At 49.2% G+C, this 26,353-nt stretch carries 26 protein-coding genes and 1 riboswitch; of the genes, 2 read left to right on the forward strand and 24 right to left on the reverse strand.

What is annotated here, in order from left to right; translation table 11 throughout:
• Positions 1-25 precede the first annotated feature (25 nt).
• The 17 genes from AOQ57_RS04195 to AOQ57_RS04275 form a co-directional block, all read right to left on the reverse strand.
• A complete protein-coding gene (locus AOQ57_RS04195) occupies positions 26-1,285 on the reverse strand; it encodes a tetratricopeptide repeat protein (RefSeq protein WP_093625514.1) in 1,260 nt (419 codons plus the stop codon).
• Positions 1,286-1,418: 133 nt separating this feature from the next.
• The gene (hbs, locus tag AOQ57_RS04200; RefSeq protein WP_093625516.1) at positions 1,419-1,694 is read right to left on the reverse strand and encodes a non-specific DNA-binding protein Hbs; all 276 of its coding nucleotides are present in this window, start codon (positions 1,692-1,694) and stop codon (positions 1,419-1,421) included.
• Positions 1,695-1,921: 227 nt separating this feature from the next.
• On the reverse strand, positions 1,922-3,235 hold the full coding sequence (gene der, locus AOQ57_RS04205; protein ID WP_093625518.1) for a ribosome biogenesis GTPase Der: 1,314 nt from the start codon (positions 3,233-3,235) through the stop codon (positions 1,922-1,924).
• Positions 3,236-3,313: 78 nt separating this feature from the next.
• Positions 3,314-4,543, reverse strand: a complete 1,230-nt coding sequence (gene rpsA / locus AOQ57_RS04210; protein ID WP_093625520.1) for a 30S ribosomal protein S1 — start codon at positions 4,541-4,543, stop codon at positions 3,314-3,316.
• A gap of 73 nt (positions 4,544-4,616) precedes the next feature.
• Entirely contained in the window at positions 4,617-5,300 is a 684-nt protein-coding gene (gene cmk, locus AOQ57_RS04215) for a (d)CMP kinase (protein WP_093625522.1), read from the reverse strand.
• 22 nt (positions 5,301-5,322) lie between these two features.
• Complete coding sequence (locus tag AOQ57_RS04220; protein WP_093625524.1) at positions 5,323-5,898, reverse strand: SAG1386/EF1546 family surface-associated protein; 576 nt, start codon at positions 5,896-5,898, stop codon at positions 5,323-5,325.
• A 60-nt stretch (positions 5,899-5,958) separates the two neighbouring features.
• On the reverse strand, positions 5,959-7,416 hold the full coding sequence (locus tag AOQ57_RS04225) for a RecQ family ATP-dependent DNA helicase (RefSeq protein ID WP_093625526.1): 1,458 nt from the start codon (positions 7,414-7,416) through the stop codon (positions 5,959-5,961).
• Entirely contained in the window at positions 7,409-8,443 is a 1,035-nt protein-coding gene (locus tag AOQ57_RS04230) for a helix-turn-helix domain-containing protein (protein ID WP_157686480.1), read from the reverse strand. The genes AOQ57_RS04225 and AOQ57_RS04230 overlap by 8 nt, the downstream gene beginning before the upstream one ends.
• A gap of 79 nt (positions 8,444-8,522) precedes the next feature.
• A complete protein-coding gene (locus AOQ57_RS04235; RefSeq protein WP_093625530.1) occupies positions 8,523-9,101 on the reverse strand; it encodes an ECF transporter S component in 579 nt (192 codons plus the stop codon).
• A gap of 99 nt (positions 9,102-9,200) precedes the next feature.
• Positions 9,201-9,320: riboswitch (FMN riboswitch) on the reverse strand.
• A 55-nt stretch (positions 9,321-9,375) separates the two neighbouring features.
• Positions 9,376-10,101, reverse strand: coding sequence for a pseudouridine synthase (locus AOQ57_RS04240; protein WP_093625532.1), 726 nt, complete (start codon positions 10,099-10,101; stop codon positions 9,376-9,378).
• Positions 10,102-10,689, reverse strand: a complete 588-nt coding sequence (scpB, locus tag AOQ57_RS04245; protein ID WP_093625534.1) for an SMC-Scp complex subunit ScpB — start codon at positions 10,687-10,689, stop codon at positions 10,102-10,104.
• A complete protein-coding gene (locus AOQ57_RS04250) occupies positions 10,667-11,461 on the reverse strand; it encodes a segregation and condensation protein A (protein ID WP_093625536.1) in 795 nt (264 codons plus the stop codon). The genes scpB and AOQ57_RS04250 overlap by 23 nt, the downstream gene beginning before the upstream one ends.
• Entirely contained in the window at positions 11,454-11,837 is a 384-nt protein-coding gene (locus AOQ57_RS04255) for a reductase (protein ID WP_093625538.1), read from the reverse strand. The genes AOQ57_RS04250 and AOQ57_RS04255 overlap by 8 nt, the downstream gene beginning before the upstream one ends.
• Before the next feature lie 13 nt (positions 11,838-11,850).
• Positions 11,851-12,702 (reverse strand): tyrosine-type recombinase/integrase, encoded by an 852-nt coding sequence (locus AOQ57_RS04260; protein ID WP_093625540.1) that lies wholly within the window; start codon positions 12,700-12,702, stop codon positions 11,851-11,853.
• Positions 12,695-13,579: a CvfB family protein gene (locus AOQ57_RS04265; protein WP_093625542.1), complete on the reverse strand. Its 885-nt coding sequence runs from the start codon at positions 13,577-13,579 to the stop codon at positions 12,695-12,697. Before AOQ57_RS04265 ends, AOQ57_RS04260 begins: the two co-directional genes overlap by 8 nt.
• 200 nt (positions 13,580-13,779) lie before the next feature.
• Positions 13,780-15,201, reverse strand: coding sequence for a pyruvate kinase (gene pyk, locus AOQ57_RS04270; protein ID WP_093625545.1), 1,422 nt, complete (start codon positions 15,199-15,201; stop codon positions 13,780-13,782).
• Positions 15,202-15,338: 137 nt separating this feature from the next.
• The gene (locus tag AOQ57_RS04275; protein ID WP_093625547.1) at positions 15,339-18,653 is read right to left on the reverse strand and encodes a DNA polymerase III subunit alpha; all 3,315 of its coding nucleotides are present in this window, start codon (positions 18,651-18,653) and stop codon (positions 15,339-15,341) included.
• A 115-nt stretch (positions 18,654-18,768) separates the two neighbouring features.
• Between AOQ57_RS04275 and AOQ57_RS04280 the strand changes: the two genes are divergently transcribed.
• Complete coding sequence (locus tag AOQ57_RS04280) at positions 18,769-18,972, forward strand: DUF2929 family protein (RefSeq protein WP_093625549.1); 204 nt, start codon at positions 18,769-18,771, stop codon at positions 18,970-18,972.
• Between the two features lie 76 nt (positions 18,973-19,048).
• On the opposite strand, the gene pepT is transcribed toward AOQ57_RS04280, so the two are convergent.
• From pepT to AOQ57_RS04310, 6 genes are all read right to left on the reverse strand, one after another.
• A complete protein-coding gene (pepT, locus tag AOQ57_RS04285) occupies positions 19,049-20,290 on the reverse strand; it encodes a peptidase T (RefSeq protein ID WP_093625551.1) in 1,242 nt (413 codons plus the stop codon).
• A gap of 25 nt (positions 20,291-20,315) precedes the next feature.
• Complete coding sequence (locus tag AOQ57_RS04290; protein ID WP_093625553.1) at positions 20,316-21,137, reverse strand: Nif3-like dinuclear metal center hexameric protein; 822 nt, start codon at positions 21,135-21,137, stop codon at positions 20,316-20,318.
• Complete coding sequence (locus tag AOQ57_RS04295; RefSeq protein WP_093625555.1) at positions 21,121-21,831, reverse strand: tRNA (adenine(22)-N(1))-methyltransferase; 711 nt, start codon at positions 21,829-21,831, stop codon at positions 21,121-21,123. The genes AOQ57_RS04290 and AOQ57_RS04295 overlap by 17 nt, the downstream gene beginning before the upstream one ends.
• 9 nt (positions 21,832-21,840) lie before the next feature.
• Positions 21,841-22,515 (reverse strand): potassium channel family protein, encoded by a 675-nt coding sequence (locus AOQ57_RS04300; RefSeq protein ID WP_093625557.1) that lies wholly within the window; start codon positions 22,513-22,515, stop codon positions 21,841-21,843.
• Complete coding sequence (locus tag AOQ57_RS04305) at positions 22,508-23,848, reverse strand: TrkH family potassium uptake protein (RefSeq protein ID WP_093625598.1); 1,341 nt, start codon at positions 23,846-23,848, stop codon at positions 22,508-22,510. Before AOQ57_RS04305 ends, AOQ57_RS04300 begins: the two co-directional genes overlap by 8 nt.
• A 171-nt stretch (positions 23,849-24,019) precedes the next feature.
• On the reverse strand, positions 24,020-24,412 hold the full coding sequence (locus AOQ57_RS04310) for an FMN-binding protein (RefSeq protein WP_093625559.1): 393 nt from the start codon (positions 24,410-24,412) through the stop codon (positions 24,020-24,022).
• Positions 24,413-24,497: 85 nt separating this feature from the next.
• On the opposite strand from AOQ57_RS04310, the gene AOQ57_RS04315 reads away from it, so the two are divergent.
• Complete coding sequence (locus AOQ57_RS04315) at positions 24,498-25,427, forward strand: helix-turn-helix transcriptional regulator (RefSeq protein WP_174498189.1); 930 nt, start codon at positions 24,498-24,500, stop codon at positions 25,425-25,427.
• 16 nt (positions 25,428-25,443) lie between these two features.
• On the opposite strand, the gene AOQ57_RS04320 is transcribed toward AOQ57_RS04315, so the two are convergent.
• Positions 25,444-26,352 carry an FAD:protein FMN transferase gene (locus AOQ57_RS04320; protein ID WP_093625563.1) on the reverse strand — a complete coding sequence of 303 codons (909 nt, stop codon included), beginning with the start codon at positions 26,350-26,352 and terminating at the stop codon, positions 25,444-25,446.
• Between the last annotated feature and the right edge of the window lies 1 nt (position 26,353).

The following is a 26,353-nucleotide window of genomic DNA, read 5'->3' on the forward strand; positions in this document are numbered from 1 at the left end:
TCGGTGCGTAGTTGACTATACTCCCTTAGTATTCTTCTAATTCATCCAGAAGAGCTTGCATCTCAATATCAGCTGGGGCGATGGTTAAGTAATGCTCAACAGTCTCCTTAAGCTGGTCTTGGTAACCCATCTCCTGGTAAAAGTCAATTAGCTGGCGCAAGAAGGCGGGATTGTCACCCATGGCCGGGGCCGCCGCTTCAAAGGATTCTTGAGCGGCATCAAAGTCTTCCTTTCGCCAGTAAGACTGGGCCAGATTCCATTCAACTTGTGGGTCATCATTCTCATCTCTTATCGCCGTTAATAGGGCCAGGTTTTGATCGTCTTGACCTTGGTGTAACAAGAAGTTAGAAAACTGTAGGGTGATCGTCTGATTGTCAGGGGCAAGATCGTGAGCCTTTTTAAGATAGGTCCCCACCAGCTCCATATCACCAACGTGGCTAGCTACTTCAGCAGCCTGAGCATACAGGTTCTCATTGTATTGGTCAACGGCCAGCCCCTCTTGAAGGGTGGTTAGCGCCTGCTGGTAGTGGTGTTCATCAGCATAGGCCTGAGCCAAGGCTGGGTAGGCTGAGGCATACTGACGGTCATCTTCAATCAATCCCTTAAAGGTCGTAATTGCTTCTTTGACCTGGTGGAGAGCCAACTGGGTCAAACCGGTCTGGAAGCGAATATCGCTGGTTTGATAACCTGGTGCCACCTGGTTTAAGTACCCTAGGGCCTGGTCAAACTTGCCTAGTTGCCCATAGGCTGTCCCCAGACGCCCAGCAATGTCAACCTTAGCAAATTCGAGATTTCCCTTCTTGATCAGGGCAAAGTAAAAGGGAATTGCCTCTTTAAACTTACCAATCAGGTAGTAATACTCAGCCAGTGCAAATAAGATCGCCGGTTCCTCGGGCGCCATCTGGTAGGCTTCTCTTAACTTAGTCTCAGTAATTTCAAATTGTTCTTCGGTTTGATAAAGGTCCGCTTGCACCAGCAAGGACTGTAGGTAGGCTGAAGAGGTTGGCTTAATCTGGGTCAGGTATGCCAAGGCCTCATCGTTATCGCCATTATCAATGGCAATTTCGGCCAACGCCGTCCTTAACTCATCTTCACCCGGGTAGCGTTCCAACAGCTTTAGGTAAGTCCGCTGAGCCTGGTTGGTCAAGCCTAGGGCATACAATTCCTCTGCCAGGCTAAAAAGGGTATCATCATCATCCTTACGTAAGGCCCAGGCAAAGGACTTTTGGGCCTGGGCCATATCCCCTTCTTCAATGTGGTTTAACATCTGTTCCGAATAGGTCACGTTTCGCTCCCCTTTCATCATGTTTGGTACTAATAAAATGGTTCATGACAGATTATCATGTTACGTACTTGTCAATATTAAAGGGGCTGCGACAAAATGTCACAGCCCCTCACGTTTACGCTAAGCAAAAAGCTTACTTAACGGCGTCCTTAAGCGCCTTTCCTGGCTTGAATGCCGGAACCTTGCTTGCAGGAATTTGGATTTCTTGACCAGTTTGTGGGTTACGACCCTTACGAGCAGCACGTTCACGAACTTCGAAGTTACCAAAGCCGATCAGTTGAACCTTTTCACCCTTAGCCAAGGAAGCTTGGATGGAGCTGAAAACTGCGTCAACAGCTGCGGTTGCATCCTTCTTAGTCAGACCGGTTGCAGTTGCAACGTAGGTAACTAATTCTGCCTTATTTGCCATGTCATTTTCACCTCCCACTAATGATCACCCCCACTTAAGGGGATGATCCAGCGATTGTTAATTTTGAGTGGTCCAAAATTAACGAAACAATGACGAACCTTCGCCTTATTTCAAAAACTAGGGTATCATAGTAAAAACCCGTAAGCAAGGCATTTCACGGGGTTTTTACCATTTTTGGCATTTTCTCTTCTTAATTTAGCTCAAAAGATCGCACAAACGCTTTCTTTCTACTTACGTCGGCGTTTAATAAGACGAATCGGTGTCCCAGTAAAGTCGAAGGCTGCCCGAATTTGATTTTCCAAATAACGTGCGTAGGAAAAGTGCATCAAGTCTGGATCGTTAACAAAGATTACAAAGGTTGGTGGTGCTACCGCAACCTGAGTAGCATAGTACACCCGTAGCCGTCGTCCGTTGGATGAGGGGGTCGGATTGGCGGCCAGGGCATCCATTAAAACATCGTTTAAGACTGCCGATTGAACCCGGCGGTGTTGATGATCATAGGCCTCTTCAATCATCTCCGGCAGACGGGAGAGACGCTGGCGGGTCTTAGCGGAAACAAAGACGATTGGTGCATAGCTCAAGTACTGGAACTCATGACGAATGAGGTTCGTGAAGTCAGTCATTGTCCGCTGATCCCGCTCTGGAATTGTATCCCACTTATTGACCACAATGATGACCGCTCGGCCAGCTTCGTGTGCGTACCCGGCGATATGTTTGTCAAGCTCGCGGATTCCCTCTTCGGCATTTAAAACAACCAGGACAACGTCAGAGTCATCAATTGCCCGCATCGAACGCATCAAGGCATACCGCTCGGTATTCTCGTAGAGTTTCCCCTTTTTCTTAATCCCAGCCGTATCAACCATCGTAAATTCACGCCCATCCTGGGCCGTAAACTGAGTGTTGATCGCGTCCCGGGTGGTCCCGGCAATGTCTGAGACAATCACCCGGTTTTCCCCCAGAATGGCGTTAACCAGGGAGGACTTCCCGACGTTAGGACGGCCAATGAAGGAGAAGCGAATTCGATTATCCTCTTCTTCAGCGTCTTTTTCGTCAAAGTTTTTGATTACCGCATCTAGCATGTCCCCCAGGCCAACCCCATGGACGGAAGAAACCGGGTAGGGTTCACCCAGCCCTAGCTGGTAAAAGTCAAAGATATCCATTCGCCGTTCAGGATTATCAACCTTGTTAACCGCTAAGACAACCGGTTTATTGGAGCGGTATAAGATTTGGGCCACTTGCTCATCGGCATCGGTAACCCCATTCTCGACGTTAACAACCATGATGATCACGTCAGCTTCTTCGATCGCAATTTCGGCCTGCTGGCGAATTTGAGTCAAGAGGGGCTGATCAGACATTTCAATCCCCCCCGTATCAATCATGGAGAAGTTTTTCCCCAACCATTCACCATGGGCGTAAAGGCGGTCCCGGGTTACTCCCGGGGTATCTTCAACAATTGCAATTCGTTCCCCGGCGATCCGGTTAAAAAGGGTCGATTTCCCGACATTAGGCCGCCCCACAATTGCAACAACTGGATTTGCCATTGTATTTCCTCCCTTCAAGAAATTTTAGCAAAAACAAAGCCGGGATTGCTCCCGGCCATGTTAAATAAATGGTTATAATTACTTGTCAAAACCCTTAAGCTTGTCACCAATCAGGTCCCCAAAGTTGAAACCACTTTCTTCTTCAGGAGCGTCGGCAATGTAGTTGTTATTACGACGACGCGGACGACGTGAACCACCATTGTTATTGTTGTTTTCGCTGCCCGCCGGAGCTTCTTCAAGCGCCTTAATGGACAAGCCTAAACGTTGACGTTCAGGGTCAACATTTAAGACCTTAACCTTAACTTCTTGACCGGCTTCAAGTACATCTGCTGGCGTAGCAATGTGCTTGTGGGAGATTTGGGAAATGTGTACCAAACCTTCAACACCCGGGAAGACTTCCACGAAGGCACCAAAGCTGGTAAGACGCTTAACAGTACCAGTTAACTCAGTACCAACGCCAGCCTTTTCTTCAATGTTATCCCATGGTCCAGGTAACGTTTGCTTGATGGAAAGGGAAATCCGTTCCCGTTCAGGGTCAACATTCAAGACCTTAACCTTAACTTCTTGACCAACTTCAAGCACGTCAGCAGGCGTAGCAACGTGGTCGTAAGAAATTTCAGAAACGTGAACTAAACCATCAACACCACCGAGGTCAATGAAGGCACCAAAGTTAGTCATCCGAGCAACTTTACCTTCAACAACGTCGCCAGCGGCTAATTCAGAGAAGATCTTCTTAGCAGCTTCTTCGTGTTGTGCTTGAACAATTTCCTTGTGGGAAAGAATCAGGCGGTTTTCGCTTGGTTCAATTTCAACGATCTTAAATTCAAGTTCTTGACCCTTGAATTGGTTCAAGTCTTCAACATAGTGGTCAGTAATCATTGAGGCAGGAACAAACCCACGGACACCGGCGTCAACAACCAAACCACCCTTAACAGCTTGCGTAACCGTAGCGGTGATTGTTTCACCATCGTCAAACTTCTTTTGAATTTCGTTCCAAACCTTCATGGCTTCTAAGCGCCGGTGAGAAAGCAGGTAAGAACCATTTTCCTTGTCGCTCCCAATCTTGGAAATAACAACCAGGTCAAGTTCATCACCGACCTTGACAACATCATTAATGTTGTCAACGGGCTTGGTAGACAATTGGTTGGCCGGAACAACTCCTTCCACACCAGAGTCTTCAATCCCAACGATCGCTTGGCGGTCGTCATCGATTTGTAATACCTTCCCCTTAACAACATCACCGACGTTTACCGTCTTGATGGAGTCAAGTGCTTCTAACATAGCGTTATTGTTTTCGTTTTCAGCCATCTAAAAATATCCTCCTTGCAACAATCAACTCTAAATCATATTTTACAGGATCTAAGCTGACATTGCTAGTATTTTACTGTTTTTGTTGCTGAGTTTTTTCAATCAGCGTTGCAATTTGATCAACCACCTGATCAATCGTTAAATGTGTGGTATCGAGCAAGTGTGCGTCAACCGCCTGCGTAAGCGGTGACACTGCCCGGGTGGAGTCCTTTTGGTCTCGTAATTCAATTGCTCGTTGTAATTCTTCAATGGTCCCACCATCAATTCCTCGCTCTTGATTATCCAAGAAACGACGGCGAGCCCGTTCGTGAGCTGAGGCAACCATGAAGACCTTAACGGGAGCATCCGGTAAGACGGTTGTCCCAATGTCGCGGCCATCCATCACGATTCCACCCTCTTGAGCGATCTGTCGTTGCAATTCCACCATCCGGCTCCGTACACCTGGAATGGCAGCTACGGCCGAAACGTTTTTGGCAACTGTGGTCTCTCGAATTGCCTGGGTGACTTCTTGACCATCGATAAAGACCTTTTGCGGGTTACCCGGAGCAAAGGTAATCTTAATCTCATTAGCGACCTTGATAATCTGATCTTCGTCCGTTAAATCCGTCCCCCTTCGCAAGGCGGCTAAGGTGACCGAACGATACATCGCCCCGGTATCACAGTACACGTACCCAAAACGCTTAGCAACCAGTTTAGCTACCGTACTCTTTCCCGCTGAAGCAGGACCATCAATTGCAACTTGAATTCCCTTTGACATTAAAAAAGATCACTCCTAGATTTTATTTGACCCGTAGCCGCTGCCCCGGGTAAAGCCGGGTAGCGGGCGAGATATTATTTAAGGATGCCAACTCGGCCACCGTCAGGCCATTATTGGTTGCCACCCGGTAAATTCCTTGGCCGGATTCAACCGTAGTATAGACCGCCGTACTGCTTGACGATGACGGGCTAGCCGAACTTTGCTCCAAACTCACCGATGACGAAGTCTGTGATGAGCTGGACACACTAGCCGCACTAGACGCCTTTTTTACAGATGAACTACTCGTCCGTTTGGCCTTACTCACGCTAGCTGAGGTACTGGACGAACTGGCTTTTTTTTTAGCTGATGATGCCGATGCTACTTTGACGGTTTGTTGTGGGTGATTGAACGACTGTTGATGGTTAACCCAATACAGAACTGGCGTTGCCGCTAAAATAATAATCAAAACGATCAAGATCGTGGTGATTTGAGTATTATGCGAACGTTGCTTCCGGTGGGCCGTCCGTGAAAGGTGTCCCTCCTCATCCACGTCCTGATTGTCAGTAAAGGTCTTATCCCAGAGCTTTTCGTTGCGTTGGTCTTTCCGGCGTTCCGTCATGCGCCACACCCCCTTAAGTAGATTTCATCAACGATTGTAGCGCATAAAAGCATTACGTGTCTAGCCCAACCCCGGCTGGGCAAATAGACTTTCTAATCGGGAACGCCAGTCAAGCACTGGTAGGCTGACCTTCTTTTGGACCGGTGGCAAATCTAAATCTGCCACTACCCAATCCGGATTTGTTAGGTCACAGCAGGTAAACTTATCACTCAAAAATTCTCGTTGACCAAAGTAGGCTAGCAAGTTCTGACGGCGGCACCCATCTTCTTGAACATAGGACAGCATTCGTTGAACTTGCCCCGCTCGTTTTTCCTCCAGTTTAGCAAAGACATTAACGACCTCTCGTCCGCTCATCCCCTGAGTAAGGTAAAAACTGACCACGTGCGCAGCATCACCTAAAATCGTGTCTGTGGTCTTCCCAACCTTAATTTGATCGAGAATCTCGGCGCTCGGCAGGTCAATCTTTCCCAGTAGAAGGGGGATTTGTTCGTCACCTCTACAGTATAAAAGAATTGCCAGGGCCTGCCGACTATCCCGGCCAGCACGACCAATCTCTTGAACATAGGCCTCCAAGCTGACCGGCATCTGAAAGTGAATGACGTAACGAATGTCTGACTTGTCAATTCCCATCCCAAAGGCCGACGTGGCAACCACTAGATCCAGCGTGCCGGTTAAAAACTGCTGCTGAATTCGGTAACGATCAATTGGGGCAACTCCTGCGTGGTAAGCGGCCACCCGTAAGCTCGTCTGTTCATTTAGCCAGGCCGCCAATTGATTAGCCCCTTCCCGGCTAGAAAGATAGACAATTCCACTCGTCCCGAGTTTGGTAACTAATTCCAAGAGGCGTCGTCGTTTTGCGTCCTGATTATCTAGGTGCTGGACAGCCAAAAAGATATTGGGACGGTTGACCGACTCCACCACCCGGCTTACTTGATTGATATTTAAACCTAGTCGATTAATAATATCATCTTGAACAGCCGGGGTTGCGGTTGCCGTTAGCATCAAGAGACGTTGAGGCTTTAAGGTCGTTAAGGCCTGGTTTAATAAGAGGTACTCCGGGCGAAAATCAGGCCCCCACTGGGAGATACAGTGGGCTTCATCAATCACAAAGAGACTGATGGTTTGATTGTGTAACGCCCTTAAAACATCGGGTTTGATCAACGTTTCCGGTGAGGTAAACAGGAAATCCAGGTCGCTTAAGTGGCTTAAAACCCACCTTTGTTCTTGATAATCAAGACTAGAATTAAGGGCTGCGACCCGGCTCTGTCCAACATTTCGGAGCCGGTCAACCTGGTCTTGCATTAATGAAATCAGAGGGGTAATTATCACCACCAGGCCATCTAGCATCACGCCTGGCAGTTGGTAAAGTAAGGTCTTACCAGCTCCAGTTGGCAAGACAGCCAGGGTTGGCTGCCCCGTCATCGTCTTTAACAGGGTCTCTTCTTGGCCGGGCCGAAAATCATCAAAGCCAAAGACACGCTTCATAACAGCCCGAATCTGTTCAATTTGTTCAGTCACTTTCTTGGCACCTCAGTATCTGGTACAGGCGAAACAAAAAAAACTCCTGGTTAAGGTCCATCTCCGGGTGGGTGGCCAGAAAGGACCACTCTTCCACCGGTCCCTGATAGCGAGCACCCAGTTCATTCAGCATCCCAGCCGGGAAGAGGCGGTAGAAGTTGGTAACCGTTGGGGTTAAAATAGCAGCGTTTAAGAGGTGATCGCGAATTGTCGAAAGCTTGCGATGCCGCCGGTTGCTGATCTGTTCTGGGCTCATCCCCCGTAAAAAATCCGCCATGGTCTGTTGGGCACTGGCCGATAGGGGGCTCTGGCTAATCAGTGGTGCTACAAGGGTGCTAAGCGGACCAGGTGTTTCCGTCAAAAGCACCCCCATACCAAGCCAGGCATCTCGAACCAAAATCGCAGTCTCTCCCTGACTTAATTCTAGTTGCCTTGCCAACTGATCAAGCGTGGCCCCGTTGGTTTGATAGCCGATCAACAATGCTCCTAACGCCTTGGGTAGGCGGGGATCAGTCCTTTCAAGGGTGTAAAAGGCCTGATTCATCTGTTCAAAGACCGTTCTTTGTACTCCTCGTCCAGTCCTAATTAACCATTGCTTGACGGCGTTCATTTCATAATTACCGATGTTTAGGGGCCGGTAGTGACGATTATGATGAGCAAACTCCGAAGTTACTTGAATCCCTAGCAAGAGACGGTTAGCAAGGCGTTCCGGGTTGATTTGCCAACCCCAGCGGCCAAAGTGAGGGCGGTAGTGGTTCATTAAGTAAGCCCTCTTTTTAACCAAACCAGCCGGGGTCAAATAAGCCTGCCCCTCCTTTTTAATCAACAGACCCGCTTGTTCCTGGTGCTTCAGCCACCCCTCAAAATCCCTTCTTTGTAGATGGCGTTGGCTAGCAACTGCATCGCTAATTCCATAAACCATTGCCCAGAAGATGGTAGCTTCAGAAAGACGGTTTTTTAATAAATTTTCAATAACCCGGATTCGGCGCGGCTGCTGATCAAATAAAACCAGCCAGTAATCATTCATTTCCAGTCCCCCTTTTACTACCTCCTTAGAATACAACAAGGCCCCGTCGCTCGCTACCATGAACGACAGGGCCTCGATTTTAACGTTCTAATTTTGTTGCCACCCAGTTACGTAGACTCCAGGCTAAGAAACCGAAAATTAAGCTTATTAAGACCCCTTTTATCAGGTTAAACGGGATCACTCCGAAGGCCACTAATTCCGGCAGCGGTAAGCTTGGCTTCCACCCCCACAGCGCCATGTAAAGGGGCGTTAAAACAAAGTAGTTTAACAACGACATAACCACCGTTAAGGTAACGGTCGCTACAATCCCCCCCATCACGAGGCGCCGCTTTAAGCCTCCTTTGCCCCGCCGCATGAACCAGGCAAACGGAATTAAAAGTGATAGTGACGATAGCAGGTTGGAAATAATACCCAGCAACTCACCGACTGACAGGCCGTACATCAGCCCGTGTAGGAGACACTTAATGGCTGCCACCACGATTCCGGCTACCGGTCCGTATAGCCAGGTGGTGATCAAAATCGGCAGGTCGGAAAAGTCCATCTTCAGGTAGCTGACTACGGGAATCACCGGGAATTCAAACAGCATCAAGATAAAGGCCAGTGCACTCATACAGGCCATAACGGCTAAACGTTGAACACGCGTGTGGGAAAAATTCATTTTTATAACCTCCAGGAGGTCATCTTCTTGGTTCTTAATCACTACTATGAAAAAACCGGGAACACCAAATGGGCGCCTCCCGGTTGAAACAATCGTTATAATGATCTTCTGCATACCAGACTATACTGTCGGCACCCGGAATTACACCGGATTCCACCGCTAATGCGGGTTGCGGGCTATACCGCCGGTCGGGAATTTCACCCTGCCTTGAAGACAAACCTAATTAATTTATTTAACTTTTATTAATTATAACCCTTCCGGTGTCAAATAACAATTAGTTTAGCTTCTTGAGCGCCCGAACCTCACTACTCTTCAGTTGCCGAAATTGTCCTGGGTTAAGTCCCGTCAGGTTCAGGGGACCGTAACTCTCCCGGTGAAGCTTAAGGACCGGGTGGCCAACTGCCTTTAACATCAATTTGACCTGGTGGTAGTGACCCTCATGAATCGTCAGCTTAACGACCGATGTCTTTTGACGCTGATTAGTTTCCAACAGCTTGGTTTTGGCCTCCTTGGTCTTTTGACCGTCAACCATCACCCCTTCACGGAGCTGACGCATTTCATCATTAGTCAAAATCCCCTTAACTTTGGCGATATAAACCTTGTTTACTTCAAAACGAGGATGCATCAGTTGGTTAGCTAACTCTCCGTCATTGGTCATCACCAAGAGGCCGGTAGTGTCATAGTCAAGTCGTCCAACCGGGTAGACCCGGGTTGTGACCCCCTCGTCTTTTAAGATATCGACAACCGTCTTACGCCCCTTTTCATCATGGGCCGAGGAAATGACCCCGCGTGGCTTATCCAGCAGGTAATATTCGTGTTGTTCTTGTTCTAATGGTTCACCGTTAACAGTGACCTCATCATTACCATCAACCTTGGTTCCCAGGGTGGTGACGAGTTCACCATTGACCCGAACCTTACCGGTTAAGATGAGCCCCTCCGCCGCCCGCCGTGAAGCAACCCCAGCGTGGGCAATAACCTTTTGCAAACGTTCCTTTGCCATTTAATCCTCTCCCATTTGTTCTTGATTTCGTGATTGAAGGGCCCGTAAGAAGACATCCCCGTCCAGATCCGCTTCCGTCAGGTCAATTGCTAATGGCGGCAGGTCTTCCAGCGATTCCAGGCCAAAGTAATCTAAAAAGGCCGGGGTGGTAACGTAGCGGAATGGCCGGCCCGGAACTTCCAGACGTCCGTGAGTCTGAACCAATCCCCGCACCACCAGCTTTTGCAATGAGCCAGAGCTTTGGACCCCCCGGATATCATCGATTTCTAGCCGGGTCAGTGGTTGCTTGTAAGCAACGATCGCTAACACCTCCAAGACCGCCTGGGATAGGGACGTGGTGAGTGGAATCTCAAAGTAAGTCTTCATTACCGGCGCTAATTCGGCCTTGGTTGCTAAGCGGAAAACTTCCCCGCTGTTTAACAAGGTTAGGGCCGATTGCTCATCCTCTTGATACTTAGTTTTCAAACGGGACAGCAGTTCGTTGACGGCTGGTTTCATGAAGCCCGTGATTCGGGCGAGATCAGCGATACTGATTCCTTCGTCACCGGCGATGAACAGCAGTCCCTCAATCTGTGCGATATTCTCCATTATTTCGATATTCCTCGTTTCGTGGGCCTGGCATAACAATTAGCGGGCCAAAGCGTTCAGACTGGGCCAAAGAAATTACCTGGTGCTTGGTTAGGTCCAAGATCGCCAAAAAGGTCGTCACCAAGCTATCCTTAGTCCAATCGTTATCAAATAAATCCTCAAAACGGGTTGGGCGGGTAACGACTTCGACCACGTGTTCAATCCGCTGAGCTACTGTCACCGGATCCGGGTCAACCGTTTGCGTCACTGGCTCCTCAAAGTGGTGGCGCCTGATAACCTGCTCAAAGGCCCTTTGTAACTCCTCAATCCCAACCCCGGGTGCAAAGCGGCTTTGTACCAGGTCTTTTGGTACCGCCATGGCCTCTCTGGTGTACTCACGCTGACGGTATTCTTCCCTGTCCTTTAAAGCCGCCGCTGCCTTTTTATAGCGCTGGTATTCTAAGAGCTGCGCTACTAGTTCTGAACGCGGGTCCTCAGCCTCTTCTTCCACTTGCTCATCGTCAACAGTGGTTGGGTGGGGTAAAAGCATGGTACTTTTGATTGACATTAGGGTTGCTGCCATCACAAAGTACTCCCCAGCGATGTTAAGCTGATTTTTTTGCTGCTGGTGCAAGAAGTCAACGTACTGATTGGTAATCCTTGCGATCGGAATATCGTAAATGTCAACTTCAGCTTTCTTGATTAGGTGCAACAAAAGGTCTAAGGGGCCCTCAAAATCTTGCAAAACGATCGTTGGCTGGCCCACAAACCGGGCAAGTCCTTCTTCAGTCATCTAGCTTTCCTCCCTGACGAAAATAGCGATCCCGGGCCCAATTAGTTACCAGTCCCTGGGTGCTTAAGGTCCCCATGATTCGTTTTTGTGGGTAGCGTTCCTGTAACGCCGAGAGCAGAGCAAAAACGTTCTTGCCCGCCCGGTCACTAGGGGTAAAGGACAGTTGACGAACCAGAACGTAGTATTGCCCCACCGAGGTCACCACAATCCCAGTAAACTGGTTAATGGTTTCGTTTTGCCATAAAAAGATCGGCTCGCTCTCGTTGTCTGACCAGTCAACCGCCAACTTCAGGCGGTGGTAATCCTTAAAGGCCGGCAGTAAAGACAATAGGCCCATGGCAATCTTTTGATAATCCTTACGGTATGCAACCAACATCGTGGTGTCCCCCTTATTTTTCCAGGTAAATCTGGGTGGTCAAGATACTTTGGTGCCCCATTAAGTTCTGAACCAGGGTCAGATCGGCACCGTGTTTCAGGAGGCGATAGGCGAAGCCATCACGCACCCGCTGCGGGGTAACGGATCCCTTAATTTGTCCCAACTTCCCCGCCTGGTTGACAATTTCCCATACCGATTGACGCGATAGGGGCGCACCCCGGTTATTTAAAAAGACGGTTGACGAAGCTTCTGGTTGAACTCGGTTCGCCCGCTCAGTTTTGATATAGTCACCGATGATTTGGTTCGCCCCTTCGTTTAGGGGCACCAGGCGGCGAATTTTCTTACCCAGGTAAACCACCCCAAGGTCGAGGTCGAGATCGGAAAGTTTTAAATCGATGATCTCGTTGACACGGGCACCAGTGGCCACCAATAAGGCAAGTAGGGCCCGATTGCGCACCTTGGTGTCCCCTTTTCCCGGCGCATTTTCAATTAGCACATTTGATTCTTCAATCTCCAGGCCCCGTGGTGCCAAGCGTTTAGTCTGATCGACCCTGATCAGAGAAACCGGGTCGCTTGCAACCTTCCTCTCTCGCTGCAAAAAGGCAAAAAAACGGCGTAGACTGCTCACCCGACGATTAAGCGTTGAGGATTTATGTCCGGTATCTTTAAGGCTCGTCAAATATCCCATCAAGCTTGCCCTGTCAACACTTGCCCAATCATCAACTCCCTGCTCCTCTAAGTACTTAATCGTATCCTGCAAATCGGCAAGGTAACTGGCCACAGTGAGCTGAGCGACTTCCTTTTCTAAGAGGTAGGCCTTGTAGCCGGCTAGGTCGCTAGCCAGCCCCCCCTTGGTCCTAGCCATTTTCTTCCTCTTTCAGCAGGATGAGCTTACCATTGACCTGACTGACCATCCGTTCTTTCAAGAGGTGTCCGACAGCACGCTTAAATTGCCCCTTGGAGATCCCCAGTAACTCCTTGATTTCTTCCGGTGAACTCTTATCGGTCAAAGGTAGCTGCTTTTGCGGGGATCGCTTTAAGAGCTCAATAATCTGCTCGGCGTCATCACCAATCGCCTGGTAGGCCCGTGGCTTCAGTGACAGGTTTAAACTTCCGTGTCCAGACAAGCCAATCACCCGAGCATCAACCACCTGGCCCAGGCGGGGTTCCTGGTCCCGTTCGCTAGGATGAATGAAGCCCAGGCAGTAATTTTCAGTTAAGACCAGGGTCCCCGCCATTTTCAGACGGTAGACGGTTGCCTTCAAATTCCAGTTAACCATCTTCTTTTGCGGCCGGTTGGCAATCGTTTCAAAGATTGCCTCATCAGCTAGAGTTCCCCATAACCGATCGTGATCATCAACCTTCAAGGCAATCAGGAGTCGGTCACCAGGTTGGGGCCAGAGGTGTTTTAAGGTCGGTAACTCATCTAAGGACACTACAACGTCCTTGTTGGGCAAGCCAATGTCAACGAAAACCCCTAGATCCCGCCGGACCGCAACTACCGTCCCAAAGTCATAGTGATCAACCGAAACGGTCGGAATATGCTGACAGGTCATCTGAAGCTGGTGATGGTCGTTTTCGTACACGAAGCCCGCCACGGAGCCTCCAATGTGGAGAATTTGGGGTGCTTCCTCCTTAGGCAGACGATACGTTTGCCCGTTACGATCTGGTTGGACAAAGTAGTCCTGGTCATTTTCATCGATCATGACGGCCGTCACGACTTTCCCTAATGCTTGATTCATTTCAGTTCCTCCACTCGCCTTATTTCTCAATTAACCTATGATACAAAAGATCGCCCCAAAAGAAAAGTTTCCTTAACCAAAAAAGGAGCGCGGCCAAAGTCAGTACTGACTCTGTCATCGCGCTCCCAACCAAAGTACGAGGAATGTCATTCAAACCATTCTTCACCTTGGGGGATTATTTTTAATTAATCCAATGGGAATTACTTAACTTCTTGAACCCGCATCATGTTAGTCGTCCCGTGTTGACCAATCGGAAGACCAGCAACCACAATGATCTTGTCACCGGCGTTGGCAAAGCCTAAGTCCTTAGCTTCCTTAGAGGCTAATTCGAACATTTCGTCAGTGCTGGTTGGCTTTTCAACAACGTATGGTTGAACCCCCCAGTTGATCATCAGGCCGCGTTCCGTGCGTTCATCAAAGGTCAAAGCCAAGATGTCAGCAGATGGACGGTACTTAGAGATCATCCGGGCCGTGTAACCAGAAGCCGTTGCGGCAACAATGGCCTTAACGCCTAAGTCGCGAGCTGCGGTTGCTACAGCAGATCCAATCGTTTCAGTAACGTCTGACTTGTCAAAGTCAAAGACTTCACGACCAAACTTTTCAAGGTTGTTTTCAGCCTTGATGTCGATCCGGTTCATAGTTGCAACTGCTTCAACCGGGTAATCACCATTAGCGGATTCCCCTGAAAGCATCGTTGCGTCAGTCCCGTCAAAGACGGCGTTTGCAACGTCAGAAACTTCGGCCCGGGTTGGGCGTGGATTTTCTTGCATGGAGTCTAGCATTTGAGTGGCCGTAATAACTGGCTTTCCTAGTTCGTTACAACGACGGATCATGTTCTTTTGAACCAGCGGAACGTTTTCTGCCGGAATTTCAACCCCCATGTCCCCACGCGGAACCATTAAACCATCGGAAACTTCGATGATTGCTTCGAAGTTGTCGATTCCTTCTTGGGATTCGATCTTCGGGAAGATTTGAACATCCTCCATATTCTTTTCCCGTAAGAGAACACGGATATCTTCGATGTCTTGTGGCTTACGAACAAAGGAAGCAGCAATGTAGTTGATCCCGTTGTCCAGACCAAAGCGAATGTCGCTGGAGTCCTTTTCAGTAATCCCTGGTAGGTTGATGGAAACGCCCGGTGCGTTAACCCCCTTTCGGGAACCGAGGATTCCGTGGTTCAAGACGTGGCAAACCAATTCCTTGTTTGCTTCGTCCTTTTCATCAACCATCATATCGATCAGCCCATCGTCAAAGAGGACGTGGCCGCCTTCACGAACGTCATCGTACAAACCGGCGTAGGTAACGGCAATCTTATCCTTGGTTCCTTCCAGGCTGTCGTCCATGGAGATACGAACCTTGTCGCCGATGTTGAATTCGATCTTCCCTTCCTTTTGAACGGTCGTCCGAATTTCAGCCCCCTTGGTATCAAGCATGATCCCAACGTGCTTGCCAGTAATTTCTTCGGCCTTGTGAACGTTTTCGATCCGCCCAAGGTGTTCAGGGTGATCACCGTGGGAGAAGTTAAACCGGAAAATATTTGCCCCGGCGTTAATTAACTTTACAATCGTGTCAACATCCGTACTTGCCGGCCCCAAAGTGCTGACAATCTTGGTCTTCTTCATAAGTGACATCTCTCCTTTTGCGTTTTACGGACTAGTTAGTCCCTTTTTACACACTGCTTATCATAGCACCTTTTGCGATGAGTGTCTTGTATATTTCCAGCATTTTTCGCTGTAAACGTTTTCTTGTTTCGGTTTGCCTAACTTAACGGCTGGAAGGCTAAATTATCCCGACCCACAAGATTAATTAGCCCTTCCTGGACCGCTCGTTGCTTAGCTAACCATAGGTCCTCTGGTAACTGGGTGCCCCGTTTGGTTAACGGATTATAAATGACAACCGGCACGTTGCCAGTATGTTCCTTGGCAAGGGCCCTGACCCCATTTACCACGGTGGTTTGCTCAACCCCACTAGGGAGGCGAAGTACCCAGCGATGATCAGCAGGGTGAAATCTTCGGTTAATAACCCGAGCCAAGACTAGTTGATCAGCCAACAGCTGAACCTGACCCTCACGTTCTTCGGTCTTACCGGTTACCAAGTAGATTTCGTTGATCTTCAAAATTGGTTCTACTCGTTGATAGAGACGGTTAAAGACCGTCACTTCGATCGTCCCAGTCTCATCACTGGCGGTTAAAAAGGCCATTGGCTTATGTTCACGTTTGGTAGTTACCTGATTTAACCGAGTTACCATCAAAAGGAGGGTGGCCCGTTGGTTTACTCGTAACTGGTTAACTTGAATTAAAGCTAGCTGTTCGCGCAGGTCTTGGTACTGAGTAACCGGGTGACCAGACAAATAAGTACCCAAGGCCCGTTGCTCGCGCTCCAACCGAACAGCAAGGGGGTACTCATTACGTCGGACAATAACCGGTGCTAGGTCACCGTCTCCACTAAGGCTGGCATACTCAGCCCCGCCCAAAACGGCCGTAATTCCCTCAGTCATCTCAGCCCGATTGTATCCAAGTCCATCCAACGCCCCAGCATCAATCAGCGGAATCAAGAGGTTTTCCTTCCGCCACTTTGGGTCCAAACGGTTGACAAGGTCCGCTAAATTTTGGTACGGACCCCTGGCTTGACGTTGCTCAATGACAGCACGAACAAAATCACGGCGCATCCCTTTAATCATATTCAATCCCAGCCACATTTGGTTATCCATTAAGCTAACCCCTTCTCGACTGTGGTTGATTGATGGACCGTGCGTTGTGATCCCCAGCTCTTTAGCCTCATTGAAATAGGCCCATACCTTCTTAGTGTCCGGATCAGTTTCCATCAGAGCAGCCAGGAATTCGGCTGGAAAGTGAACCTTTAAATAGGCCATCTCAAAGGCCATTTTTGAATAAGCAACCGCGTGCGAACGGTTGAAACCATAATTGGCAAACTGATCAATGTAAGAAAAGACCTGCTCGGCAGCTGCCTCTTGGTAGCCGCGTTGCCTTGCCCCCGTTAAAAAGGCTTCTTTCATACTGACCATCGTCTGCGCCTTCTTTTTGCTCATCGCCCGACGTAAAAGGTCGGCCTCTCCAAGGCTAAAGCCCCCCATCACCGCAGCTACCTGCATAACCTGTTCTTGGTAGACTAGGATTCCATAGGTTGGGCTTAAAATGGGCGCCAGTTCCTTGGCCGGTAAGGTCACTTTTTCCTGCCCCTTCTTACGAGCAATAAAGTGACGGATATTCTCCAGCGGTCCCGGCCGGTAAAGGGCGTTAACAGCAACGATTTCTTCAAAGTTATCCGGGTGTAGGTTAACTAGGGTTGCCCGGATTCCGCTAGACTCAAACTGAAAAATCCCACTGGTCTGCCCACGGTCAAACAAATTCAGGGTGGCTTGATCGTTTAGGTTAATCTCGCGAACGGAAAATTCCGGTGACCGCTGGTGAATCAACTCCAACGCGGTTTCCATCGTCGTTAAGTTACGTAAGCCCAACAAATCGATTTTTAACAAGCCTAACGATTCGACGGTATCCTTTTCAAACTGGGTGACTAGCATCGCCCCTTCGTCATTGCCGGCCTGCAAGGGCACCGTGTTAATTAAGGGGGTTGCGGCTAACACGACCCCGGCGGCGTGAATGGAGTCGTGCCGGGGCAGTCCCTCGAGCCGGGCAGCCACCTTCAAAAGCAGTCCCACTAGTGCATCATCCCGGCCTAGGTTTTGGACGGGTTGAGCGGTTTGTGTCAGGTCAGCAAGTGTTTGCTGCGGCTTTTTCGGATCCCGGGCGCATTCAACAACCTGGCTGATCTGATCGGCCTGGTACTTAGGCAAACTGAAGACCCGACTGACATCACGAAGTACCTGCTTGGTTCCTAAACTCCCAAAGGTGATAATCTGCGCCACCCGGTCGTGACCGTAACGGTGATGTAAGTAATTCAGTACCTCTTCACGTCGGTTATCTGGCAGGTCAATGTCGATGTCTGGCATCTGGGCCCGCTCCGGGTTCAGGAAACGTTCGAATAAGAGTCCGTACTTAAGCGGATCGACGTCTGTAATCGCTAACGCATACCCCACCAAGGATCCGGCCGCCGACCCCCGGCCAGGTCCGGTTAAAATGTTGTGTTGGTGCGCAAAGTTCATCAGGTCCCAAACGATCAAAAAGTAATTATCAAAGCCCATTTGGTGGATAACCGCCAACTCCTTTGCCAACCGCTCCTGGTAGGCCCGGTGATTTGCAGTTAACCCTCGCTTAGCTAAGCCTGCTTGACACAGCTCCTGTAAGTACTGCTTCACCCCTTGGCCCTCGGGAGTCGGGAAATCGGGAAGCACCGGCGTTCGATGTTCAAAGGTCACCTGGCAGGCTCGGGCCACCGTTACGGTTGCTTCAACCGCTTCCTGTAGGCCAGCTCTACGATAGGCACTCACTACATCCTCCATTGGGTGAAGGAAGTGCTGACCCTGCCGGTGGCTTTTTTTTAGTGGCTCATCAATGGTGTGACCAGCCTTGATGGCACGCAGGACCTGGGTGGCAAAGTAATCATCCCTATTTAAGTACTCCACCCGTTCTAGGGCAATCAGAGGTAGCTGACCATGAGCCGCAATCTCCATCAACTTCTGACGTTCACGCTCATTGAAATCTAAGTTGATCCCCATATAGTCTGCAACCCGACCAAGCTTTGAGAGCGTTTGGGATCCCATACCGGCTAAAGTAAGCTGAGGTTCAGCAATTACCACCAGGCCGCCGGCTAAGGCCATGAATTCTTTTAATGGGAGTGCCTGGTTACTGCATTTGGTCATCGCAAGCGTGGAAAGGCGCATTAAGTTTTGGTAACCAGCCTGATTCCTAGCCAACAGGGTTAAATCAACCGTACCGTCTTCAAAGGTTACTGGCAGGCTTACCCCGATCACCGGGTGGAGACCGCTTTGGTTTGCCTGACGAACAAAGTTAACTGCCCCATACAAAACTCGCCGGTCACTAATTCCTATCGCCTGGTAACCCCGTTGCTTAGCCACCTTGACTAGTTCTACCGGGCGGATTGGCGATTCCAACAAGGAGTACATGCTCTTAACTGCTAAGGGTACAAAATCCATTCTCACCCCTCCTTAATTCCATCTTATCTTACCACAGGTCAAGTTCATAGATCCTTACTGTTCGTACCCCCAAATTTGTGCTAAAATATAAGCGTATTTTAAAGGGGTGAACCACATGAAATTAGTAATACAAAACGTTATGGCTGTCTTTTGGGGCGCTATCTTTGGCGTTGTAATTGGCTATATTGCTGGTCAACTTGAATCCGCAACTACTAACTTTACCACCGCTGCTATCTTAGGCGGAGTGGTTGCCTTGATCTTTGTTAACGTCATGTCTTGGATGACTAGCCACGCTGACCCATCCCGCAATTCTAACTAAACTACGGATTGCGATGATCAACTCAAAAAGGGAACGGGATTCCGGTTAAATTTACCGGCTCCTGTTCCCTTTTTATTTACTCTGCGGCGTTTAACACCACCATCTTTAACAAGACATCGACCGCTTTTTCCATCGTTTGCACTGAAACGTATTCGAAGCGGCTATGCATGTTTTCACCCCCGGCAAATAGGTTTGGCGTTGGCAATCCCAGGTACGAAATCGTCGAACCATCCGTTCCCCCGCGAACCGGGTAGATATCAGGAGTAATCCCCAGCTCTTCCATCGCCTTTTTAGCTAGTTCAACCACTTCTTTGTGACCATTCAAGGCGTCCTTTAAGTTGTAGTACTGATCGTACAGGTTCATTGTCACCCGCTCTTCGCCCAGGGCAACGTTTAAATCATTGACAATCGCCCTTAATGTTTCCTTTCTAGCTTCAAATAATTTCTTATCGTGATCGCGGATTAAGTATACCAGGCGGGCATGATCAACGGTTCCATCAAACTTATCGAGGTGGAAGAATCCCTCCCGGTCAGCCGTCTTTTCCGGCCGATCATGAGCGGGTAATTGGTTTTGCAGGTCAATCCCGATTTGAATGGCGTTGATCATCGTATCCTTCGCCGTCCCAGTATGAACGTTTTTTCCTTGAATATCAATTTCAGCTTGGGCAGCATTAAAGGTTTCGTCCTCTAGTTCCCCCAGCGGACCCCCATCAATCGTGTAGGCAAAGTCGGCTCCGAAGTCGTCAACGTCAAAATGGTCGGCCCCGGTCCCAATTTCTTCATCGGGCCCTAAGCCAATTTGAATCTTACCGTGCTTAATCTCGGGGTGATCCTTCAAGTAGGCCGCCAAGGTGATAATTTCGGCCACCCCAGCCTTGTCATCAGCCCCTAGCAGGGTCGTCCCATCGGTCGTAACCAGGGTTTGGCCCGTGTACTTCTTTAGGGATGGGAATTCATCAACCGTTAACTTAAAGCCAGAATCTCCCAAGGCGATGTCACCTTTCCCATCGTAGTCTTCCACAATCTGTGGGTTGACGTTTTCGGCATTGAAGTCAGCCGTATCGACGTGGGCAAGTAGCCCCATCACCGGAACTGGTCGGTCAATGTTGGATGGAATGGTTGCCAATAGGTAGGAGTTAGTTGGGTGCAGCCGAACATTTTGAAGTCCAAGCTCCTTAAGTTCACCCGCTAACAGTTTTAAAAAGTTGGTTTCCTTAGGACTGGAGGGTACCGTCCCAGATTGCTCATCCGAGCGGGTATCCACCTTTGCATACTTAATAAACCGTTCCAACAACCCTGGGTACTTTGAATCAGTCATAAATGACGCGCTTCCCTTCTAAAAATTACGCAGTAACAAAAACAAATGGTTCAGTGTTGACTTGGGATTCTTCCACCGTTAAGTCCCACTGTTCCTCTTTTTTCCAAGTATTGAGCAACGCGGCCAGTTTTTTGGCAGCGATAACCTCAATGTGGTGACCCGGGTCAACTACGACCAGTCCACTGGCTTGAATGTCGTGAGCAGTGTGGTAGCTAACGTCACCAGTTACGTAGGCCTGGGCACCAGAGGCCTGGGCCTGGGGGTAAAACTCACTTCCCGACCCGCCAAGGATCGCCACTCGACTAATCAGTTCTGGGCCATCCTTTGGGGTTACCAGCCGCACCCCGGCAACCCCAAAGGCTCCTAGGCAGATACGGGTAAAATCTTGAACGCTCAGTGGCTGGGGTAAGTCCCCCACCCGGCCCATTCCAACTGGACATCCAGAAACCGGATCATTCCCCGCATCAACCAGCGGTACACAGTTAGTGAGGCCCAGCTGAGCAGCAAGCCAGTCGTTCATCCCGTTGTTAGCTGTGTCTAAGTTGGTGTGGGCAGCGTAAACGGTAATCTGATTGGCCAAGAGCTTGGCATACATTGCGTTTTGCGGATCCCGAGTGTCAAGGTTTTTGGCTGGTTTGAACATTACTGGATGGTGAGCAAAAATAAAGTCCACCCCCTTCTTAATCGCTTCATCAACCACCGCCGGCCGCACGTCTAGGGTCGTCATTAGCTTGGTAACGGTCTGGTTGGGATTGCCAACCTGCACGCCCACGTGGTCCCAACTTTCGGCCAGTTGGGGGCTGGCATAGCGTTCAAAACGATTGATGATATCAGTTCCGGTTGTCATTTTCTAACACCTCTTCAATCAGCTTAACCCGGGCCTGGTAGTCACTCAAGCGCTTAACCGGGACACTTTTAGCCCCCTGCATCTGTTCAATTGCATATTGGTCTCGGGCCAATTCCTTTTGCCACTTTTGTTTAAAAATTGCTCCGCCCTTTTGAATCAGTAGGGGCCCGAATAAGGCCTCACGGTGATTGTAGGCCACTGGGTTAAGGGTTGGCGTCGCCACGATAATCTCGTAAACGTGATCGTCTTCTTCCAGGATTTCCTCGTGAACAATTTCAAAGTGCTGATTAGCCAACCACTTCCGGAGTCCTTCTTCACCAACGTTAGGTTGCAAGATCAAGCGCTTGACGTTCACCAGCTTATCCTGGCCAGCGTCTAAAATCTTAGTGATTAAGGTTCCCCCCATCCCGGCGATCACCACCGTATCGATCTTATCGTCGAGTTTAATTGCGTCCAGCCCGTTGGCCAGCCGGGGGATTAGGTGATCACTTAACCCCCGGTGGGCTACTTCTTTGAGCATGTTCTCATAGGGTCCGACTACCACCTCGCCAGCCACGGCAAAGTCGATCTGTCCCGTCATCAATAAGTGGGCGGGTAAGTAAGCATGGTCAGAGCCGATGTCTGCCAAACGGCTCCCCTTAGGTACTTGTGCGGCCACCGCAGCTAAGCGCTTTGATAAGTTCTCTGCATCCATTTTTGTTTCCTACCCTTCACCAATTATCTCATTTAGTTTTTGTATTTCTTTCATTTCACCAAGGACGGTAATTTTATCTCCCTGGTGGATCCGGTCCTGTCCGGTTGGCATCGTATTGACCTGATCGTCTACAGTAACCACAGCAATTACGTTAACCTGATAGCGATTACGGAAGTCCAGCTCCAGGAGCGTCTTGTTAAAAAAGGCTGGGTTCTTGACGTCGACTTCAGCAACTGTGGTGTTCTTATTAATGTGGACGTAATCGATCACCGACGGGTTGAGCTTCGAAAAGATCAATCGCTTAGCAAGGTCATGTTCCGGACGAACAACTAGGTCGGCCCCGACCCGTTCCAAAACCCGGGCGTGATTATGGTTTTCTGCTCGGCAAATCACGTCTTTAGCCCCCAGGTCCTTGACGATTAAAGTCGCCATAATGGAGGCCTCGATGTCCTTACCAATCGAGATGTAAACATGGTCAAAACTGCCAATTGCAAGGTCTCTCATCGTCTCTTCATCCTGGGCGTCAGCGATGACGGCCCGCATAACCGATCCGGCTATATCGTTAATCACGTCCTCGTTGATATCAATCGCCAAAACCTCCTGATCCGCTTCTACGAGAGCTTCACACAAGGAGGCCCCAAACTGACCAATTCCAATCACCGCAAAGCTTTCCGCTTTATCCAATTAAGACACGCTCCTTTGGGTACCGATAGGTCTGACGCGTCGGGCGCGCGTTAAAGACCGAAAACATTACCGTATAAATACCAACCCGGCCGATAAACATTAGGGCGATCAAAATTAACTTTCCCAAAACGTTAAACCGGCTCGTTAACCCAAGTGAAATCCCGGTCGTTCCAAAAGCCGATACCGCCTCAAAAGTAATCATGGATAAGGCATCATGGGTCGGCAACGGTTGAGTTTCCGCCAGTAAAAAAATCGCCCCCGATAAAATCACCAGCGAGATAAAAACTAGGGATAATGCCCGGTGAACATTATCCTGAGCAAAGCGTCGGTGGGCCAGGGTGGGCTCATTCTTCCCCCGTAAGGTAGCAAGGGTTTGCAAAGCCAAGAGGCCAACGGTTGTCGTCTTGATCCCACCGGCCGTTGAACCCGGCGTCCCACCGATAAACATTAACAAAATGGTCAAGGCGACCCCGGCCGTCGATAGCTGAGTGTATGAAAAGGTCGTCATGCCTGCCGTCCGTGGGGTGATTGCCATGAAGACCGTATTAACGAAGCGGTTAAAACCATTCATCTGGCCCGCAAACTGATGGAGGTTCTGCTCAGTGAGTAAATAAATTATGACTGAGCCGATTGTTAACACCAATCCCGTCCGAAGAGCCAGGTGGGTATGAAGAGACATCTGCCGGTGTTTTCTTAATGTCAACAGATCTTCCCAGACCAAGAAACCAAACGAACCGGCGATGATCAATAGTGCCATGACGATCAGCACGTAAGGATCTTCCCTAAAGTTAACCAGTGAATTTCCAAAGAGGTCAAAACCAGCGTTACAAAAGACGGAAATAGCGTGAAAGATACTTAACCACAGTCCCTTAAAAAAACCATAGCGAGGACCAAAATCACACCACAATAATAGGGCCCCCACCGCCTGAATAATCAATGAGAGCTGAATGATCAGCCCAACAACCCGAAGTTGGGACAGGTGGTCCAGGTTTAAGGCTTCCTGAGCTAAAATACGTGTTGACATCCGTACCCGCTTACGAATTAACATTGATGCCATGACGGCAAAGGTCATGAAGCCAAGCCCCCCTAGCTCCATCAAGACAGCAATCACCACCTGACCAAAGGGGGTCCAATACCTAGCAGTATCAACCAGCGAGAGGCCAGTCACACAAGTGGCACTGGTCGAAGTAAACAGGGCGGTAATGAGTGATGCCCGCTGTCCCCTGGTAGACAGGGGTAGCATTAAAAGCCCCGTTCCTACCAAGATGATGACAATAAAGCCCATTGTCAGCAGCTTGGGAAAGGAAGTTTGATGGTTTTTAATTTCGATCACACTGGTTTCCCCCTTTTTAGCCCTATTATTACCCATTTGACCTTAATGCGTCAATTGGTCATCACCCTCTTTGGCATTCCTCTTCCCTATTTTAGCACGGCGCCACCCCTTCAATGGCAAAAGAAACGGGTAGCCCGGAAATAAGTGCTTTCCGAACCACCCGAATTTAGATTAAATCTTTTGTTCGATATCTTGAACGTGAATCACCAAGACCTCCCGAAGCCAAGGGAACTTGGCCTTCATCTCATCGAATTCCACGCCTGTACTTAGGAATTCTCCCTTAGCATGAAGATGGTACCCACGCCCCATCCCTTCGCTTCCCTCGAACTTCTTAGAGCCAAAGGTTAGCGTCAGTGTGCTCTCTTTTTCTTGAATATCTGATTCAATTGACCGCATCCCCGCCGCTGGCACCAAGAGGGTCGCCTCATCAACAACCTTAATGTAAGTACTCCAGGTGTTAACCACGTGGGCCGGGTTAGCATCGACTGACACAATCGTCACCGGTTGTGGGTCGGATAGAATTTCTAAGAAGTTCTTTGTTAAAGTCGTGCTCTTTTCTAACATCGTCAATTCCTCCTTTTATCGGTAATCTTAACTTACGGTATAATGATGTCAGATAATGTCACCATTAACTAAAAAGGAAACCCTTATGCAAAAAGCTGAACGTCTCAACCAAGAACTAATCTATCTAAGCGACAAGAGATTTTTTAACCTACAGGACTTAATAACCACCTTCAACATCTCCAAACGAACCGCCCTACGCGACATCGCCAGCCTGGAAAAACTTGGTTTAGCTCTGTATTCTGAAGTCGGACCCGCTGGTGGTTACCGCCTAATCCAAAACGACCTCTTAGCTAACGTTTATTTTAATTCAGATGAGATCCACGCCATCTTTTTCGCCCTTAAGGCGATGGAGACAATGAGTGAGACCCCCTTTAACGAATCCTTTCAGCGCATTAATAGCAAACTTTTAAAAAGACTTGCCCCGCATCGGCAAGCCCAGGTCTTGTTCCAGCAGGATATCGTCAACTTTTATAATGTCCCTGCTATTGGCCACAATCATTTTTTAAGGGACCTGTTAGCAATTATCATCAATAATCATCTCGCCCGGGTAACTTTTAAGGGTCAGATGATTACTATCCAGCCTTACCAACTATTTTATCGCGATGGTTACTGGTTGGTTACCGGTTGGCGTTTTGATACGGCAACCTGTTGGAATTACCGTTGCGACTATTTAACGACCTGCCATGAACTGGCTGATTCAGCCCTCATCCTCCCCCGAAAGATCCTTCAGAAAAAAATAACTCGTTTTAAACAGGGTCAAGCGGGAGTGCCATTTAAAGCCGTACTGACCAAGCATGGCAAAGAGCACTACTTAAGGGGCAACTATCCCGGTATGCACCTCAATGAAACAAATGATGAGATCTATTTAACCGGCCATTACGACGAACGAACCTTTGATTACGTGATTGATTATCTATTAACCTTTGGTGAGCACGTTAAAATTTTAGGCCCGCATGCGTTGGTGCAAGGGTATTTGAAAAAGCTAACCGCCCTTATGAATCAGTATCGTGATTAAGGTAACTACCTATCCTTTACAAGCTCATAACGGCGCCACTTTCTTCAATCAGCATCCCCGCCGTATCATCTAAAGTAGCCACTACGGCAGCGATCTGTTGCTTAGTCTTACCAAATAACATCGTCGTCCATAACTCACCCAAGAAAGCCGATTTAGTAACCAAGGACAAGGAGACCACCGTCGTCTCATCCGGATAGCCAGTCATTGGGTTTAAGATGTGGTGGTAGTGATGGCCATCAACGACTAGCTTACGCTCGGCTACTCCCGAGGTGGTAACGGCCTGATCTTTGATTGAGACCACCTGACCGTAGGAGGAATTTGGATCGGCTGGATTCTGAATCCCCACGTGCCATCCGCCATCCTCATTTTCTGGGTTGCCACCCAATCCGATCACGGTTGAGCCGCCCATGTTCAAGAGCGCCGATTTGACCCCCTGATCTTTCAGCCAGGCAATCACCTGGTCGCCGATATACCCCTTCGCTAGGGCTCCTAAATCAATTTCCATCCCGGCCTTCTCCAGGCTGACCGAGTGTGTTGAATCATCGAGGGTAATCTGGTGCGGGTCGGTGAGACTCAGAGCCCGCTTAATTTCCACTTGGTTGGGAACCCGGGCATCTTTAAACCCAATGTGCCAAAGCTTAACCAAGGGTCCAATAGCGACGTTTAAATTACCCCCGGGGTACTTACTGTAGTGGACCCCCAGCTTAATTAATTGATAAAGATCCGGCGCTGCTTCAACTGGCCCCCTGCCAGCCTGGGCATTGATCTTCATCAAGTCGGCACTTGGATCGTTAGCTGAGAAGCGGTGCTCAGCTTCCTTAAGGTATTCCACCGCCTGGTCAGCTAAGGCTCCGCTCCTCTGGTCTCCGTTGACCACCAGTGTGATCACCGTTCCCATCAGGTGAACCGTTCTTCCAGCTTGCATC

The sequence above is a fragment of the Limosilactobacillus gorillae genome, assembly GCF_001293735.1.
In the GTDB taxonomy this organism is placed as follows: Bacteria; Bacillota; Bacilli; order Lactobacillales; family Lactobacillaceae; genus Limosilactobacillus; species Limosilactobacillus gorillae.

Coding starts and splice junctions, on each gene's coding strand:
- der (WP_093625518.1), bottom strand. CDS start 3,235: ATGGCAAATCCAGTTGTTGCAATTGTGGGGCGGCCTAATGTCGGGAAA.
- AOQ57_RS04295 (WP_093625555.1), bottom strand. CDS start 21,831: ATGGATGCAGAGAACTTATCAAAGCGCTTAGCTGCGGTGGCCGCACAA.
- cmk (WP_093625522.1), bottom strand. CDS start 5,300: ATGTCAAAGGGAATTCAAGTTGCAATTGATGGTCCTGCTTCAGCGGGA.
- AOQ57_RS04320 (WP_093625563.1), bottom strand. CDS start 26,352: ATGCAAGCTGGAAGAACGGTTCACCTGATGGGAACGGTGATCACACTG.
- AOQ57_RS04310 (WP_093625559.1), bottom strand. CDS start 24,412: ATGTTAGAAAAGAGCACGACTTTAACAAAGAACTTCTTAGAAATTCTA.
- AOQ57_RS04230 (WP_157686480.1), bottom strand. CDS start 8,443: ATGAATGATTACTGGCTGGTTTTATTTGATCAGCAGCCGCGCCGAATC.
- pepT (WP_093625551.1), bottom strand. CDS start 20,290: ATGACTGATTCAAAGTACCCAGGGTTGTTGGAACGGTTTATTAAGTAT.
- hbs (WP_093625516.1), bottom strand. CDS start 1,694: ATGGCAAATAAGGCAGAATTAGTTACCTACGTTGCAACTGCAACCGGT.
- scpB (WP_093625534.1), bottom strand. CDS start 10,689: ATGGAGAATATCGCACAGATTGAGGGACTGCTGTTCATCGCCGGTGAC.
- AOQ57_RS04240 (WP_093625532.1), bottom strand. CDS start 10,101: ATGGCAAAGGAACGTTTGCAAAAGGTTATTGCCCACGCTGGGGTTGCT.
- AOQ57_RS04260 (WP_093625540.1), bottom strand. CDS start 12,702: ATGGCTAGGACCAAGGGGGGGCTGGCTAGCGACCTAGCCGGCTACAAG.
- AOQ57_RS04250 (WP_093625536.1), bottom strand. CDS start 11,461: ATGACTGAAGAAGGACTTGCCCGGTTTGTGGGCCAGCCAACGATCGTT.
- rpsA (WP_093625520.1), bottom strand. CDS start 4,543: ATGGCTGAAAACGAAAACAATAACGCTATGTTAGAAGCACTTGACTCC.
- AOQ57_RS04315 (WP_174498189.1), top strand. CDS start 24,498: ATGCAAAAAGCTGAACGTCTCAACCAAGAACTAATCTATCTAAGCGAC.
- AOQ57_RS04280 (WP_093625549.1), top strand. CDS start 18,769: ATGAAATTAGTAATACAAAACGTTATGGCTGTCTTTTGGGGCGCTATC.
- pyk (WP_093625545.1), bottom strand. CDS start 15,201: ATGAAGAAGACCAAGATTGTCAGCACTTTGGGGCCGGCAAGTACGGAT.
- AOQ57_RS04255 (WP_093625538.1), bottom strand. CDS start 11,837: ATGTTGGTTGCATACCGTAAGGATTATCAAAAGATTGCCATGGGCCTA.
- AOQ57_RS04275 (WP_093625547.1), bottom strand. CDS start 18,653: ATGGATTTTGTACCCTTAGCAGTTAAGAGCATGTACTCCTTGTTGGAA.
- AOQ57_RS04220 (WP_093625524.1), bottom strand. CDS start 5,898: ATGACGGAACGCCGGAAAGACCAACGCAACGAAAAGCTCTGGGATAAG.
- AOQ57_RS04265 (WP_093625542.1), bottom strand. CDS start 13,579: ATGAATCAAGCATTAGGGAAAGTCGTGACGGCCGTCATGATCGATGAA.
- AOQ57_RS04235 (WP_093625530.1), bottom strand. CDS start 9,101: ATGAATTTTTCCCACACGCGTGTTCAACGTTTAGCCGTTATGGCCTGT.
- AOQ57_RS04290 (WP_093625553.1), bottom strand. CDS start 21,137: ATGACAACCGGAACTGATATCATCAATCGTTTTGAACGCTATGCCAGC.